General features: G+C 29.8%; 19 protein-coding genes. 5 read left to right on the forward strand and 14 right to left on the reverse strand.

The features are described from left to right. Positions 1 to 7: 7 nt before the first annotated feature. The 5 genes from D3P13_RS06035 to D3P13_RS06055 all read right to left on the reverse strand — a co-directional run bounded on the left by D3P13_RS06035 (position 8) and on the right by D3P13_RS06055 (position 3622). Positions 8 to 943, reverse strand: coding sequence for a DnaJ C-terminal domain-containing protein (locus D3P13_RS06035; protein ID WP_117880426.1), 936 nt, complete (start codon positions 941 to 943; stop codon positions 8 to 10). Positions 944 to 955: 12 nt separating this feature from the next. Then, the gene (locus D3P13_RS06040) at positions 956 to 1729 is read right to left on the reverse strand and encodes an RNA polymerase sigma factor (RefSeq protein ID WP_117880427.1); all 774 of its coding nucleotides are present in this window, start codon (positions 1727 to 1729) and stop codon (positions 956 to 958) included. A gap of 101 nt (positions 1730 to 1830) precedes the next feature. Continuing rightward, positions 1831 to 2487 (reverse strand): carboxymuconolactone decarboxylase family protein, encoded by a 657-nt coding sequence (locus D3P13_RS06045; RefSeq protein WP_117880428.1) that lies wholly within the window; start codon positions 2485 to 2487, stop codon positions 1831 to 1833. A gap of 150 nt (positions 2488 to 2637) precedes the next feature. Then, positions 2638 to 2841, reverse strand: coding sequence for a dodecin family protein (locus D3P13_RS06050; RefSeq protein ID WP_117880429.1), 204 nt, complete (start codon positions 2839 to 2841; stop codon positions 2638 to 2640). A 286-nt stretch (positions 2842 to 3127) separates the two neighbouring features. Then, the gene (locus D3P13_RS06055; protein ID WP_117880430.1) at positions 3128 to 3622 is read right to left on the reverse strand and encodes a hypothetical protein; all 495 of its coding nucleotides are present in this window, start codon (positions 3620 to 3622) and stop codon (positions 3128 to 3130) included. 186 nt (positions 3623 to 3808) lie between these two features. Here D3P13_RS06055 and D3P13_RS06060 point away from each other — a divergent pair, with 186 nt between their 5' ends. The 3 genes from D3P13_RS06060 to D3P13_RS06070 are packed head-to-tail and all read left to right on the forward strand — an operon-like array spanning position 3809 to position 4712. Further along, positions 3809 to 4141, forward strand: coding sequence for a YtxH domain-containing protein (locus D3P13_RS06060; RefSeq protein ID WP_117880431.1), 333 nt, complete (start codon positions 3809 to 3811; stop codon positions 4139 to 4141). Positions 4142 to 4143: 2 nt separating this feature from the next. Next, positions 4144 to 4494, forward strand: coding sequence for a hypothetical protein (locus D3P13_RS06065; RefSeq protein WP_117880432.1), 351 nt, complete (start codon positions 4144 to 4146; stop codon positions 4492 to 4494). Further along, positions 4491 to 4712 (forward strand): hypothetical protein, encoded by a 222-nt coding sequence (locus D3P13_RS06070; RefSeq protein WP_117880433.1) that lies wholly within the window; start codon positions 4491 to 4493, stop codon positions 4710 to 4712. Before D3P13_RS06065 ends, D3P13_RS06070 begins: the two co-directional genes overlap by 4 nt. Before the next feature lie 9 nt (positions 4713 to 4721). Here the strand turns inward: D3P13_RS06070 and D3P13_RS06075 are convergent, their stop codons facing one another. The 9 genes from D3P13_RS06075 to D3P13_RS06115 form a co-directional block, all read right to left on the reverse strand. Then, positions 4722 to 5792: a response regulator gene (locus tag D3P13_RS06075; protein WP_117880434.1), complete on the reverse strand. Its 1071-nt coding sequence runs from the start codon at positions 5790 to 5792 to the stop codon at positions 4722 to 4724. Continuing rightward, complete coding sequence (locus D3P13_RS06080; RefSeq protein WP_117880435.1) at positions 5789 to 7450, reverse strand: sensor histidine kinase; 1662 nt, start codon at positions 7448 to 7450, stop codon at positions 5789 to 5791. The genes D3P13_RS06075 and D3P13_RS06080 overlap by 4 nt, the downstream gene beginning before the upstream one ends. 70 nt (positions 7451 to 7520) lie before the next feature. After that, positions 7521 to 8573: a mechanosensitive ion channel family protein gene (locus tag D3P13_RS06085; RefSeq protein ID WP_117880436.1), complete on the reverse strand. Its 1053-nt coding sequence runs from the start codon at positions 8571 to 8573 to the stop codon at positions 7521 to 7523. 115 nt (positions 8574 to 8688) lie between these two features. Beyond that, the gene (locus D3P13_RS06090) at positions 8689 to 9456 is read right to left on the reverse strand and encodes a patatin-like phospholipase family protein (RefSeq protein ID WP_117880437.1); all 768 of its coding nucleotides are present in this window, start codon (positions 9454 to 9456) and stop codon (positions 8689 to 8691) included. A 319-nt stretch (positions 9457 to 9775) separates the two neighbouring features. Then, positions 9776 to 11848, reverse strand: a complete 2073-nt coding sequence (locus D3P13_RS06095; RefSeq protein WP_117881179.1) for a hypothetical protein — start codon at positions 11846 to 11848, stop codon at positions 9776 to 9778. 204 nt (positions 11849 to 12052) lie between these two features. Continuing rightward, positions 12053 to 12676, reverse strand: coding sequence for a GTP cyclohydrolase II (ribA, locus tag D3P13_RS06100; protein WP_117880438.1), 624 nt, complete (start codon positions 12674 to 12676; stop codon positions 12053 to 12055). A gap of 61 nt (positions 12677 to 12737) precedes the next feature. Beyond that, positions 12738 to 12923, reverse strand: a complete 186-nt coding sequence (locus D3P13_RS06105; RefSeq protein ID WP_117880439.1) for a DUF5320 domain-containing protein — start codon at positions 12921 to 12923, stop codon at positions 12738 to 12740. 56 nt (positions 12924 to 12979) lie between these two features. Continuing rightward, positions 12980 to 13357, reverse strand: coding sequence for a NifB/NifX family molybdenum-iron cluster-binding protein (locus D3P13_RS06110; protein WP_117881181.1), 378 nt, complete (start codon positions 13355 to 13357; stop codon positions 12980 to 12982). Between the two features lie 24 nt (positions 13358 to 13381). Continuing rightward, positions 13382 to 13780 (reverse strand): DUF134 domain-containing protein, encoded by a 399-nt coding sequence (locus D3P13_RS06115; RefSeq protein WP_117880440.1) that lies wholly within the window; start codon positions 13778 to 13780, stop codon positions 13382 to 13384. Between the two features lie 399 nt (positions 13781 to 14179). Here D3P13_RS06115 and D3P13_RS06120 point away from each other — a divergent pair, with 399 nt between their 5' ends. Next, entirely contained in the window at positions 14180 to 14638 is a 459-nt protein-coding gene (locus D3P13_RS06120) for a tRNA (cytidine(34)-2'-O)-methyltransferase (RefSeq protein ID WP_117880441.1), read from the forward strand. A 59-nt stretch (positions 14639 to 14697) separates the two neighbouring features. Next, positions 14698 to 16053 (forward strand): exonuclease domain-containing protein, encoded by a 1356-nt coding sequence (locus tag D3P13_RS06125; protein WP_117880442.1) that lies wholly within the window; start codon positions 14698 to 14700, stop codon positions 16051 to 16053. Positions 16054 to 16118: the final 65 nt, after the last annotated feature.

A 16118-nucleotide genomic window follows, 5' to 3' on the forward strand; every position in this document is an offset into this window, starting at 1 on the left:
GTATGTTTTAATTTGATTTTATAGGTTCTTTTTTATGTAACTGTTGTAATTCTTTAAATAAATTCTCTTCTTCTTTTGTAAGATTTTTTGGTAAATTCACATTTAGTTTGACTAATAAATCACCATAAGTGGATGGTTTACGATAGTTAGGCATTCCTTTGCCTTTAAGTCTAAGTGTCTTACCTGAATTGCTGTTTTTTGGTACTGTAATATTTAGTGATCCAGAAAGGGTGGGTACATTTATCTTACCACCCAAAATTGCGGTATATAAATCTACGTCGGCATTATATAAAAGATCATCCCCTCTTCTTTTAAATCGATGATCTGGCTGAACTTTTAATATGATATATAAATCACCTCGGTTTCCACCTTTAACACCTTTTTGTCCTTTACCTTTAATTTTTAATTGCAATCCATCATACGAGCCAGGTTTTATGGTAATACGTAACTTTTCATTATGTATTTCAAAGGTTCGTTTACTTCCTTTATAGGCTTCTAGCAGCGTAATGGGCATTTCTGCTTTCGTATCACCTCCTGAAAAAGAAGATTGATTTGCTCTACCACCAAAAAAGGTTTCAAAAAAGCTAGAAAAATCTTCACCACCAGCGGCACCTTGTCCAAAAATATCAGAAGGATCTCCTTGAGCGTATCTCGATTTTCTTCCACTTTGATTCGCTTGGTTTGCATACTCACGCCAATTATCTCCGGTGTTTTGATAAGCATCCCAATTAGAGCCTAGTGTGTCATATTTCTCACGCTTTTCTTTATCACTAAGCACTTCATTTGCTTCATTCAATTCCTTGAACTTATCTTCAGCAGTTTTATCATCAGGATTTTTATCAGGATGATATTTCCCTGCCAATTTTCTATATGCTTTTTTTATCTCTTTTGAAGAGGCATCTTTATTAACTCCTAATATTTTATAATAATCCTTGTAATTCATTTTCAACAAGTTTTATTTGTTAATAGCATATCTATTGAAAAAACTTAATTGTAGTGCTTTTCTAGCGTCTTCTAATAATTTTTCGACCTGTGTAATACTACTATTTCTTATTTCTGCAATTTCTTTTGCTGTAAATTTATAATTGGTAAACAATTCAAAAACAGAACTCATAGCCAAAGGTAATTGTTGAAGTACCATAGCTATTTGGGTATGAATTCTTTCTTTACTTATTTCTTTATCAAGTTTTTTAACTATTTTATTCTCTTTATTTTCTATAAACACATGGTTTAAAGTGTAATCATTATGGTTATATGACATGTCGTCTAACTCTTCAATCAATAAGAAATCACCACCAGCATCAACAGTGTAGTTTTCTTCCATTTCATCCCACTCAGGTTTAGTGTACGTATCAATATTTTTAAAGAAAAGTTCGTCAAATTCTTCTTCTACAATGGTATCTTCCAATAATTGATTGGTTTTTTTAAATAACCATAAATAGAAATCTTTCTGATTTTCAAACCCGTCTATATGATCATAAATTTCTATAAAAAGTTGATCAATAAAATCATCAGCTTTATATTTATTTTTTGAAAAATGTCCATTTTTTATGGCTGAATTTAACCTACCAACTATATATTTATTTATCTCAGGTAAAATTTTCAAGACCAATTCATTAAAAGATTCCTTGTCTTCTTCTTTTTTAAGTTGAACAAGATCGGGAAATACTTGAGTAATAATCACACGAAACTCTTTGTGCTGTTTGTTATATTTTACCATGTCCTCCATTTTTATTTATTTTAATTTTACAGTGTAAAGGTGTGAACATATAAGCAAAATTAAAATGACCTAGATCAGTTCATAAATAGTGTTCTTTGATTGCTTTTCATTCAATCTTTTTTATTCTTTTGTTTTTTTTTATCAAGTCTTATATTGGGTAAACCAATCAGACCTCTTAAAAGACCATGAAGAATGGCAATGGGTAATAGAAGGATACCCATAATTAGTGTACCAAGTTCAAAAATCAAGGAGCTATCTTTGTATGGTTTCCCTTTTAGTCTCGATTGAAATGCACTAAATGGAATACCTAGCATATTGCCAACAGTTATTATTTGAATTACAGAAAGTATAATACGAGCTTCTTGCTTACCATATTCTTTAACAATAGCATCGTAAGCATATTTTTTAGGATAACCTCTTGAATCTGCATAATGTTGAGCAAACAATATTGCTATGGCTTCTTGTGGTTTTATAAAATTATTTTCACCACCTAAAAAGCTACTTATTTCTTTACCACTCATGCCGAGACGTAAAGCCAATTTAGCATGTCCATATGAGCAAATGGTACAACCATTTACTTCAGTTACTGCCAATTGTAAGCGATTTACAAAATCTTTATCAACCAATTGGCTTTTGTTATTTTCAATCATTTTTATCATTGCTTTAGGGATATAAATAAAAGCACGGTACATTTCTCCTAACCCGAATTTATTTTTAAACGCTGATCGAGAGCTTATGGCTTTTGGTATGTGTATATCTGCTTTCATTTTTAGATTATGTATCTATTACCTTCTAACCAACTCTTTAATAATTAATTGAAACAAAATCAATGGTTTGCGAAAAAGGTTCCATTAAAGCAAATCAGTACTGAATTTATCTTTAAGGAACCCTCTTCCTAAATAATTTTTCATTTAGAACTAAGCCGTAATGGCAAAAGTTACTTTTGTGGTTACACGGTATTCTGCTACCTGATTGTTATTAACTGTTGCCTGCATATCTTTTACATAAACAGATTTAATGTTTTTTACTGTTTTGGAAACTTCAGTAACAACATTTTTAACCGCATCATCAAAACTTACGGTAGAATTTCCTAATACTTCAATTACTTTTAATACTGACATAACTAAGTGATTTTAAAATTAATATTTATTAAAGGTAGAAATCAAATTTATCATACAAAATGATCTTGATCAGGAAACGAAAATAAGTAGCAACATGATTTAAATTACAAAAAGAACTGATTACTTCATTTTGAAATTTCAATATTGAACTTGTTTTTTGTTTTGATAACGATAGCAGAATACCGCTTAAAGAGACTGAAATTATATACCTTTTAGATGCTGTTTTATAGGTTGAATGGTTTATAAGGTGCTTTATTTTTTTATGATTTATTAAACCATGATGCTACTATACATCTTCCAATGCAGTTTTTAAATGCTGTAAGTCATCATCAAAACCTCTTATGATCAATAAATAATTCCCATTATGTAACATCTCTATAAAAGTATTTACATTTGTTTCTTGAGCACCTAAGCCTCTTAAAATACCATTGAGCCCTACTGAAATACCTCCTAATGCTTTTCCATTAATTTCGTGCATAAACAATGATGTTAATGAGCCAATAATATATACAGTACCTATTTCAGGGTTTTTAAAGACACCAAATTCGATAGAAGATCCGAGTACTTTTTTCCAATATTCTTTTAATTGTTTCTCAAATTGAATTGGATCTTTTTTGTTTTTAAAAGACGCTTCATTGGTAAACATACTAAGAATAGATAATTGAGAATTTATTTCGCTATCATTCTTTAAAATATCTATAGAGGTTACTAATTTCTTAAATTGCGAATATGACTTTATAAAAATATGTTTCTTCTTCGCATGTTGCAAGCTATAACTCATAATCAATTTTTAAAAGTATTATCATTTTTCCAGTAATACTTATGGGAGCTAAATTAATAGGTTAAATAATTATAATGAATGACCTGGGTCATTTTAAAAGATAATTTACCTGTTTATTTTTGTAGTGTAAAAATTGATTTATTAATCTGTCTGCCTTTGTTGGTGGACATCTAAAAATTTTAAATTATGTCAAATACTAGTGAAAATGCATTATTCGCACTGTTAACAGGAGTTGCTATTGGGGCTGGAATCGGAATTCTTTACGCACCTGATAAAGGTAAAAAAACCAGAAAAAGAATTAAACAAAAAACAGAAGATACCAAGCACATTATTTCTGATCGAATTTCTCATGCTAAAGAAGAATTAACAAAAGCCGTTAATGAAAAAAAAGAAGAATTTGAACAAAAATTAGATGATACTATTTCAACAATGAGTGGAAAAGCTGAGGATATTATTGATAGTTTAGAAAATAAGTTAGAAGAACTTAAAACCAAAAATACTCACTTACAAAAAAACTAGTTATGGCTTTTGAGGAGTTAAAAGAAAACTTATTTGAAGCAGATGTTAATATACAATCCTACATAAAAAGTAGTGAAGAATATATTAAGCTTAAAAGTTTTAAAGCACTTATGATTGGTATTACTTTTATTACCAAATTACTAATTGTAAGTGCTTTGGTAGGTATAGCATTGTTGATTTTATCACTTGCATTAGCAATCTTTTTTGGTGAAGTTTTGGACAATCTTGTTTTTGGCTTTTTAATTGTCGGTTTGTTTTATGCTTTGATTGGGCTCTTGACTTATTTTTTAAGGAATAAGGTAAATAGTCCGTTATTGAAAAAATTTTCTAATTATTATTTTAATAAGATATGATACCTAATAGCTATAAATCATTTGAAGAAATAGATGAGCAGTTAAAAATTTTAAGTCTGCAAAACAATATTTATAAAGAGTTGATTAAACTAAATTTAAAAAGCTCTAAAAATAATTTAAAAGTGGAAAGTATTAAGAATGAACTTAAAAGCGTAGTACAAGAAAAGCTGCTTGCATTTGTGGCGAATAAGTTATTAAAAAAACTAAGAAGGAATTAGAATAATATATTATCCAAATTCTGCTATTTCTTTTAGAGTTTCTTTATTTAATATAACGAGTCTTCTGCCAGATTCTACACCAATTAAACCTTCGTTTTTGAATTCGGTTAACATTCTAATTGCTGTTTCTGTAGCAGTTCCTATGAGTCCTGCAAAATCTTCTCTAGGGATACTAATACCTTTATGTTTTTGATCTTTAATCATTCCTTTTGCATCAAGTTCCAGTAGTGTTTTAGCTGCTTTTTGACGCACAGTTGCAAAAGCCATATCTACTAGTTGTTCTTGTAAATGAATCATATTATTTGAGATCATACTAATAAACTTATTAGAAACGTCTCTATTATCATATAATAGTTTTGTGAAATCTGTTTTAGGAATTTCACAAATTTCAGCATCTTCTAATACGGTAGCTGATTCTATATAGGTTCTATTATCACCTAAAAGAGACAGTTGTCCTATAAAATCTCCATCTCTGTATAAACCTGTAACAAATTCTTTCCCAGTTTCTGTACATCTATAGGTTTTTACCGTGCCACTATGAATAAAAAACATTCGATGTGCCGCATCTCCTTCTGCAAAAATTTCTTCTTTGTTTTTATAAAGTTTAAGGCTTCTGTCTTTAGAAAGATCTTGTAAATCTAAATATTTTGATGCTTCTTTTAAAAAGTCATTTACACCCTCAATATTATTAGAAAATTTTCTTTTCAAAAAGGCATTCTTTTTTAAACGACTTTTTATAGCACCTAACAGTTCATCTTCTTCAAAAGGTTTTGTTAAATAGTCATCAGCTCCTAAATTCATACCTTTTCTCATATCCGCTTTTTCAGCTTTCGCTGTTAAAAAGATAAATGGAATCCCTGCCGTCTTTACGTTTTTACTCAAACTTTCAAAGACTCCATATCCATCTAATTCTGGCATCATAATATCACATAGAATGACATCTGGCATAAACTGATTCGCCTTTACAACGCCAACTTTTCCGTTTTCGGCAGTGCTCACTATATAATTTTCCAGTTCTAAAATGTCGGCTATATTTTCACGAACATTTTGATTGTCTTCTATTAAGAGTATTTTTTTCATTTTTTTTCATTTTTTATTGGAAGCTCCACATAAAAAGTGGTTCCAATATTTAAATCACTTTTTAAGGTAATAGTACCTCCCATTAATTCTATATATGACTTTACGATATTCAGTCCTAATCCAGTTCCTTCAATATGTGTCGTGTTCTTAGCACGAAAAAAACGTTTAAATAAATTCGTTTGATCCTCTTCAGGGATACCAACCCCTTGATCTGTTATTTCAAATAATAAACGTTGCTTGTCGGTTTTTATATTAAAAATTATCTCCTTTTCTTCTTCAGAGTATTTTATGGCATTAGATAACAAATTAAAAACAATATGTTTCAAAAATTTTTGATCTAAAAATACCTCAATACTTGGTTGTTTATAATTCAAGGTTATGGTTTGTCCATTCTTTTTAATACCTTCAATTTCTTCAATTAAAGAATTTGAAAATTCTATAAAATCAAATGATACAGGTTCAGCAACTACTTGACCTTCTTGTAATTTACTCAATGATAGGAAATCATTGAGAATGATAACTAAATTTTTAACACTTGACCTTATTTTAGATACATAATTTAATCTTCTGTCCTCATGGCCAGGAGCATTTAATTTTTCAATTAATATGGCAGAAGATAATATGGCACTTAAAGGAGTTCTAAATTCATGAGAGGCCATTGAAATAAACCGTGATTTTAATTCACTCAATTCCTTCTCTTTTTTTAATGTATTTAATATTTCAATCTCAATTTCTTTTTGATAAGATATATTATTATATACCAACAATACTTCTTCTATTTTTTTATCTATATTTATAAGTGGTGTGGTATTGACCATATATGTTCTATCTTGAAATTTAACTTCAAAAGAACAATGTTCTCCTTTTAAGGTTTTTTCAATATGACTTTTAACTTTTGTGCTTACCTCTTGTGGTACTATTTGAACATTACCAATAGTATCTCCTATTTTTACGATTTCTCTAAACCCTAAATCGTCTAACTCTTCTCCTTCAATAAATACAATTTTTAAATTAGCATTGACAACAACAACAAATCCCTTAGGGAAATTTTGTGCAATGTTAGAAAGTAAAATTCTACTAGATAAAATTCTGTTTTCGGCTGCTTTGGTTAGTTGTATTTGATCTCCCAAACTTAAATTAGACTCCACTAATTTTTGTACCGTAGAGGTGAGTTCCAGGGTTCGTTCCATTACTTTTTCTTCGAGAGCGAAGGCATGAGCAAGGTCTTGAATTTTGGTAGAATTAATAGCACTTAAGGCCAATTTTTGTTTAGCAAGCAAACGCTCAGAAATATCAATAATAAAAACAATTAGTCCTTGAATACCATCAATTTTTATTGTATTTAAATTTATTTCTATGGGAAATTTTGAATTGTCTTTTTTTATACCAAAAACATCCAAATCTTTTCCAAAACACTTATTTTTGAGCTCTAGGAAATTGGTTGCATTAGTACCTTCTTTATTAAGTAATAATTCCTTTGAGATAAGCTTTTCTATATTCCTTTCCAGTAGTTTATTCGTTTCATAACCAAACATGGTTTCGCTAGCAGGATTCGCCTTAATGATGAACCCATTAGGGTCTAAAACTAAAATACCTTCGAAAGAAGCGTTAAAAATGCTTTGTAAAATGTCTTCGTTTTCTAATTCATCTATTACCATATTAAATAGTATCGATTTAATTCAATGTAAAGAATTAACAAATTTATAAATACTTTCTTTAGAAAATCTCTTAATTTTTTTTGATTTCCATTTTTCTTAACTGAGGTAAGGCATTTGGATACGATTTTTTAATAAAATCAATTAATTCTTCTCTAATTTGACATCGTAAATCCCATGTGTCAGAAGCGTTTTTCGCACTGAATGCTGCTCTAAGTTCCATGGAATGGACATCAGAATCTGTTACTAATAAGTTTGCCTCATTTTTATCCCATAAAGGATTATTATTTAAAATATCCAATAATTTCGCTCTTAATTCTTCAACAGGAAAGGTATAATCAACGTATAGAAAAACGGTTCCGATAAGGTCAGCGGAGTTAAAGGTCCAGTTTACAAACGGTTTATCATTAAAATAACTTAAGGGTAATACCAATCTACGTTTATCCCATATTTTTATAACCACATAGGTAAGGGTAATGTCTTCTACCTCGCCAAATTCACCTTCAATAACAACTTCATCATCAATTTTAATAGGTTGGGTAAAGGCAATTTGAAACCCAGTAATTAAGTTTGCGATTGATTTTTGTGCGGCTACACCAACAATAATCCCAATAACACCGGCAGATGTTAATATGGTAGTGCCTAATTTTTTAGCAGCAGGGATATTCCATAAAATAGCAGAACAAGCCAGTGTGATAATTATTATGATGGAAATACTCTTTATAAAGCGGAGTTGTGTTAGTACTTTTCTGTCTTTCGTTTTATGATTGGTGTCAATGCTAAATTTTTGTTTTACAATTTCTTCAATTGCATTTATGGATGCAATTACTATCCATGAAAAATTGATTATAATAAGGGCTTCTATAACCTTGTGCCACAGCGGAATTAGTTTTAAATATAATAGGAACCCATATATAAATAAAATGGGTAATAAAAACATTGCAGGTGTTTTTAAATGCTTTAGAAGTTGTTTTTTTAAAATGGTTGGTTTACGTTGGTTACCAAGTTTTAAAATTGTAAAAATTATCCATCTTAATGCTAAACCTAAAAGAATACTAGCTACTATTATTACTAGATAGGTAAGCCATGATTCTTCGCCAAGAAATTTTGAAATACTATTTACCATATTCTTTCCTTCAAAATATTATTTCTTATCAAAGTAATTGATAAAAATCATTCAATGATAAGCCTTATAAATTTGTGTCTTTTAGTCATGATATTTAAATTATGTGGCAAGTATATTAGTTATCAATAAATAGTTTATTCTTTTTCAATAACGCTATTGTAGAGGTATAACCAATTTCAAAAATAGCTTGGACATTATTCATACTAAAGGTACTATAATCGCTTAAAACCTCTGGTTTTACAATTAAATCGCAATCTGAAAATTTAGCGGCTGACTCCGCAACAGATTTTATTTTATAGGCTCTTTCCACAACATTATAAGAGTGTTTTAAATTTTCAATTTCAATTTTTTTTAATGGATTTACAAACACCCCAATTATTTTGTCACAATCATTTTTTAAAGGTTCGACAGGAAAATTATTTAGTGTACCACCATCTACATAATAAGAACCTTCAATTTCCATTGGAGTAAAAACACCAGGAAAAGAAGCAGAGGCTAAAACGACTCTAATCAGCTCTCCTGTATTAAAAATCTTTAAAGTACCTTTTACGATATCGGTAGCAGTTATATAAAGTGGTTTTTGCAACGCAGCAAAATTATCTTCCTTAAAATATACTTTAAAAGAATTATAGAATTTATCGGTATCAATAAACCCCGGTTTTCTATAAGCATACTTATGTCTATTAAAAAGAGTAATGGTTTTAAAGAAATTCAACATTTCAGACCAGTCAACACCAGCCGCATATAAAGCACCAACAATAGCCCCAGCACTTGTACCTGAAATGTGAGAAGGGTGAATTTTGTGTTCAGACAACGCTTTTATTACACCAATATGTGCAGCTCCTCTTGCTCCTCCACCAGATAATACTAAGCCAATATTCATACCTTTTCAATTTATAACAACAAAGGTATTGCGAAATTTATTAGTTAAAAATGACAGAAGTCATTCTTAACTAATAAATTAACATATAGGTTAAAAAAAAGACAATTAGGTTCTTTAAAACACTGTGTTTTTTATAAAATACATTTATTATTTAGGGAATGTATTTAAGTAATTATGAATAGGGAAGGTGAAGTCCCTTAAAAAGGATATGGAAGACTATCATTTAGGTATTCCATTTTAGCTTTTATAAGGTTTGAAAATGATTAAAAAACATAATTCGCAATATAAAGAAAAGCTAATTCCTAACTGTTTTCATTATTTAATCTAACAATTCGGGACTACTAAGAATCAATTCTATTTTTTTAATAATTACAGTTATTTGATTCATTTGTAATTCTATATTTCTAAAATAGATACTGATATCTCTATTCACCCAACTTTCAGAAATAACCCTTGCTCCTAAACTAATTCTTAAAATGGCACTCTGAAAATCATTTCCATATTTCACATTTACTGCCTGTCCGATATGACATTTTTGGGCAGCAAGTCTAATTATTTCTAAGGAAGAATCTTTAAATTGATCAGATAAATCAGAATTTAATAAAATATAGAGCTTTTTTACATGATCAACAGATAGAGCTGTATCATTTTTAAGAATGAAAAAAGGAAAAATGGTGCGAATATTTCTTATTCCAAATTCTTTACTATTATAACTGTTCGTTTTAGTTTCATCACCATAAAGAGGTTGTAAAAATTCTGCATCATTAATAGAATCTTCAACGAAATTACAAAACATCTCAATGCCCATATTTCTATATAGAATAGGTGTTTTGAAATATCTTTCCATTTCAACTATAGCAGCATTCCAACGCATGTACGAACCATAATTAAACCCTTCTGATAAATCTTTTGAACAGGACCATGATGTTGGCCAATCAGAATGATTGTAGTATTTGGTTAACCCCTCTGGTAATTTATTTTCTATAGTATGAATTAATTTACTAACACACTCCGGTAGAATTAATGCACCTGAATAGGGAGGGCCTGTAAAGTATTTACTTCCAGTTATAGAAACAATATATCCTTTATTTAAATAATGTTGTATATCAGTTGGATCTAACCGAAGTTGGGCGGCATCCACAAGAACTTGCATAGATAAGTTTTCAAGTGAATCTAAATCTTTCATCATTTTTTCACTAGGAGATTGATAGCCTAGCTTTGATTGATCCATGGTATGTAAAACAACATGCCGACCTAAAGCATTGGTTTTAGAAATAGCATTAAATACTTCGGAATCTAATTGATTGGATGATTTTAATGCACCATTTTCATCTCTAAAAGGGATTTGAATTAAATCAATATCTCTAAATCCATTAATTTTGTCGCCTTTTTTAACAGGATGATTTAAAGCGGTTGTATTTTCAAAATGACATCCTTTTAAAGCTGTTGGTACACCGCTGCCTGTTTCATCAGAAGCTACCAAAACATGCGTAATATCTTTGTCTGAAATGATTTGTGTAATAGCGGCTATTTGGAGTGAAGAATCTGTGCCTGAAGGAGAGAATATTATTTGACATTCATCTTTTAATCTAAAGATCTTCCTTAGATTACTCTTTAAGAGTTCAGAAAAATTAACGGTCGCATTTTTAAAGCCATTTTTTAAGCTATTACTTATTAATATACTTCTAACCTTATCCGTTTTATCAAAAGCAAAATTAGAAACACTTGTTGCCGTTGATGATGCAAAAGTAAAAGCATCAGGTCTCGGAAATGGCCTACAACCATATTTATTTAGTAAATTAATTTCGTCAATATTTAAACGAAGATCACCACCGTCCATTAATAAATATTCAGTTGGTTTTGCTAAATTTTCAATAATTGGCTTCCATGATTCTTTAAATACTTTGGTTGATTTTTTTAATCCATGAAAGTCTTGTAATTTTTCATATTCTAATAAAGATTCAGTATGTATAGCCTCATCCTTTTTAATCAGATCCAATAAAAAATAATTAAGAGATTTTAATTTTTCTTTATCATCTTCAGGTAATAATTTATAAAATATACGCGTCACTTTAAGTGCTGCAATATCACATAATATAGTATCACTTTTGTCACTACCCAATGCTTTATACCAAAGTTGCCATTCTATACCATATCTTAAATAAACTAAGGCCAAAACGGGTTTGCTTAAATATAATGAACCAATTATAATAGATTTGTTCGGTACAATTTTGAAAACATCAGGTTGACTATTAGACGTAATTATATTTATGTTGTTTAGCTTAGGAACTGTATTAAATCTTTTTAAAACGCGAACCAAATAATTCACATTTTCTTTTTCAAATAAACTTGTTCTTTTATATTGATCTTCAATAAGTATATTATTCGTCATAGGTGTTTTTGTTAAAAACATTCATCAGAATAAAGTACTATTCTGAGGCGTCTAAATTAAGAAAAATTAAAGTCTTATTTCTTTTCAATAAAAAAAGATATTCAGTGGTTATTGTTAAACAAAACCATTTATGTAACAAGACAAAATTATAATATCTAAGTGGCCAATTTCTGCATAACTAGAAGTGGATTCAGTTAGATGTATTTATGATCGTATTGAGGTATCGTTTTTACTAAGTTGATGGCCCATCTGGTTTTCTTTGGTGCTTAAATAATCTTTATTGAATTCATTTGAATTTATTATGATAGGAACACGTTCAACAATCTTAATTCCACTTTGTTCTAATTTATTAATTTTATCAGGATTATTAGTTAAGAGTTTAATTTTATGTACGCCAAGGGCATTAAGAATATCGGCACCTACTTCATATTCTCGCTCGTCTGGAGCAAAACCCAAGTGTACGTTTGCTTCTAAAGTATCCATACCTTGTTCTTGTAGTTTATAAGCCTTGATCTTATTCATAAGACCAATTCCCCTTCCTTCTTGTTGTAAATAGACGATGATTCCCTTTCCTTCCTTTTCAATTAATTTCATGGATGCGATGAGTTGTTCTCCACAATCACATTTTAAGGATCCAAATATATCTCCGGTAGCACAAGAAGAATGAATTCGTGTTAGCACATTATCCTTTGATGAGATATTTCCCTTAATTAGGACTATATGCTCAAGACCGCTTATTTTTTCTTGAAATGGGATAAGTTCAAAGTGGCCATATTTGGTTGGCAGTTGAACTCTTTCTCCTTTTATAATAGATGTCTTTCTGACCATTATTCTTTTAATTTTCACTTTTTAAATTTAAGGAATAAATACTTACATTATAATAATAAAACTATTCGTTTTTTTTAATGCTATTTTGTAGGTTTTCTTTTGGGATTGAATCACTTGACGCTTTTTTATTAAAAAAATAATTTTCTTCAATACTTTTTATTTCGAAGTGATTTTTTTTACATTTCCCAAGTTTTTTTCCTGTTTTTGGACCTAAACCACCTGGGCCTTTTTGATCTAAATTTGGCATAAGTTATATAGTTTAAGAGGCACAAACAGCAATATTTAATGTATAGGAAATTCCTTTTATGAGTGATTGCATTGTTGTTTTTTATGATGAGTATGTCCACATGTTTCTCCGCCATCAATTAGTAAATTGCTGGTATACTGCTCTATAAGTGTATCTACATTACCAGAACAACCTCTAATTACATTAATACCTAAACTATTTAAAACAGTAAAGGCTCCCGTTCCTAAACCCCCAGCAATCATTACTTGAACGCCTTTTTTTGCTAATACACTTCCTATATTAGATTTGCAACCACAGCCTTTTTCAGAAGCCAATTGTTCAACATTAGTTATACGGTTATCTTCAGAAAGTGTATAAATATTATAAAATTTACAATGTCCGAAATGATCTTCAATTTGATTGTTTTTACCTAAGGGTATTGCTACTTTTTTCATACTATTCATTCTTTTATTACGTATTCAAATTTTATGTTCTCTACTACAAAATTTATCTTTTGATGTACATATGACCTTATCTTTTTCGCCTTCTACTAAATTGTTGCAATTTTTACAGCGATACCATTCTTTGTCTAATTCATAATTTCCACCTTCGATTTCAATTGCTTTTCCCTCAACAAATGCCTTAGTGATGGTTTTTAATGCCTTATTATAAATTCGAGTAAGTGTTGGTCTAGAAATTTCCATCAATACGGCAGCTTCCTTTTGTTGAAGCATTTTATAATTAACTAAGCGTATACTTTCGTACTCTTCAAGTGTAAGTTGCACTGTTTTAAGTTTGCAACGAGGAATTCCATAAGGTTTAAAACCTTTCATGATTGGAGGTTGCAAAATTTTTCTGTTTTTTTCAGGTCTTGCCATGGTACTTTAAATGAAAGTACAAATATAATGAACGCACGTTCATAATAAAAGTAAAACAGATTTATTTTAATGATACTATTTTACAACAGATTAAAATGTGAAAACTTAAGGTTTCTAAAAATTGTTATTGTGTTATTTTATCTGGTAATAATTTTATATTTATTTGACTTTTCTATATATTCTTACCTACATTTTTTTGCTGTCTGTGGGATCATTTTTAGATTTATGTGAAAAAGGAGATTGGTAATACGCTGATGATAAATTATGAAAAACGATCCTTAAAGTTTAAATTAACGATAAATTGTAGGCAACAATATTTCTTATATTTGTACTAGTCTATAAAAGATATGTTTGTCATTTGACACATATTCACGTATTGTTAAGCATAAAATTTAAAGAATGGGATTTAATATTGTATTAATTGAACCGGAGATACCTATGAATACAGGAAACATTGGTCGATTAAGTTTGGCCTCTGGCTCAACTTTGCATCTCGTAAAACCATTTGGCTTCGAATTAAATGATAAGAGAGTGAAAAGAGCAGGGCTGGACTATTGGAAGCATATTTCTCTTTTCATTTATGAAAGTATTGATGAATTTTTCTCAATACATAAAGGTAAGCATTTTGCATTCCTTTCGAGTCATGGTACTCAAGATTACTGTGCTATAGACTACAAAGACGACATGTTTCTGGTTTTTGGAAAAGAATCCGTTGGTTTGCCTAAAAATATAGTGGCAGAAAATCCCAATTCAGTATTTACTATTCCCTTATTTAGTCCTCATATTCGGAGTTTAAACCTAGCCAATTCTGTTAGTATAGTGGTTTATGAAGGGATTCGAAACATAAGAACACTTTAAAAAATCGTTTTTTTATCCTTTAAAAATGTAACTTTAAAAATCAAAAAGGGAATAATAATTTGAAATATGCAATTGTCGATATAGAAACTACAGGGCTAGGAGCAAAGGGTAACAAAATAACGGAGATCTCCATTTTTGTTCATGATGGCAAGCAGGTTATTAAAGAATTTACCACCTTGGTTAACCCTGAGTCTTCTATAAGTTACAAAATATCTGGACTTACCGGTATTACTAACGAAATGGTTCGTAAGGCACCCAAATTCCATGAAATAGCAAAAGATGTAATTGAATACACTGAAGATTGCATATTTGTAGCACACAATGTCAATTTTGACTTTAATGTTATAAAGCACGAACTTCAAGAGCTCGGAGCAGAATTTAAAAGAAAGAAATTATGCACCATCCGTTTGGCGAGAAAATTAATACCAGGACAACGTTCTTATAGCCTAGGTGCTTTGTGTACAAGTTTAGGTATTCATATAAAAAACCGACATAGAGCCCGTGGAGATGCAAAGGCTACGGTTATTTTATTAGAAAAGTTACTCGCATTAGATTCTGGTCTTGTGTTTGATTCCTATTTAAATAATAGATCAAGACAAGCAACATTACCGCCATTGTTGTCAAAAACTCTTATTGATGACTTACCTAATAAACCAGGAGTTTATTATTTTAAAGATGACAACAACAACGTAATCTATGTAGGTAAAGCTATAGATATTAAACAACGTGTGTTAAGCCATTTATATAGCAAGGCCAATAAAGAATTGAAATTATGCACAGAAACGGCTAATATTACGTTTGAACTTACAGGTAGCGAACTAGTGGCGTTGCTATTAGAATCTCATGAAATTAAAAGGTTATATCCAAAATATAATAGAGCACAAAAGAAAAATCGAGCCAGTTTTGGTTTAACCACCTACCAAGATTTAAGCGGCATTATTCATATAACGTACAATAGCTTAAAACTAATTTCAAACCCAATTTTAAAGCTATACAATCAAACAGAATGTCGAACTTTTTTAGAAGAATTCTGTGAAGCACATAAATTGTGTCCTAAATATTGTAGTTTACAGAATATTCCTGGCGGATGTTTTCATTACCATATAAAAACCTGTAAAGGCGTTTGTAGGGATTTGGAAGAAGTTGAGTCTTATAATTTAAGGGTTAAAAAAGCACTTTCAAGTATCGAAAAATTGAATAGTACTTTTATTATTAAAGAAAAAGGTAGAACAGAGGAGGAGGAAGCAGTAGTGCTTATTAAAAATGGATTGTACCAGGGGTTTACTTTTGTTACTGAGAAAGAGGAAACCACCTCCATATTAGAATATGAGCAATTAATAGAACTCAAAGAAGACAATAGTGATACTCAGCGAATAGTTAGACGTTATTTAGAAAAAACGAATTTTAAATTTTAATTAAATGTTTTGAACCTTATATGATAGTGTATTTTCGTTATTCACGTTTTTTAGTACGATTTCTT

This window comes from Aureibaculum luteum, from assembly GCF_003449015.1.
In the GTDB taxonomy this organism is placed as follows: Bacteria; Bacteroidota; Bacteroidia; order Flavobacteriales; family Flavobacteriaceae; genus Aureibaculum; species Aureibaculum luteum.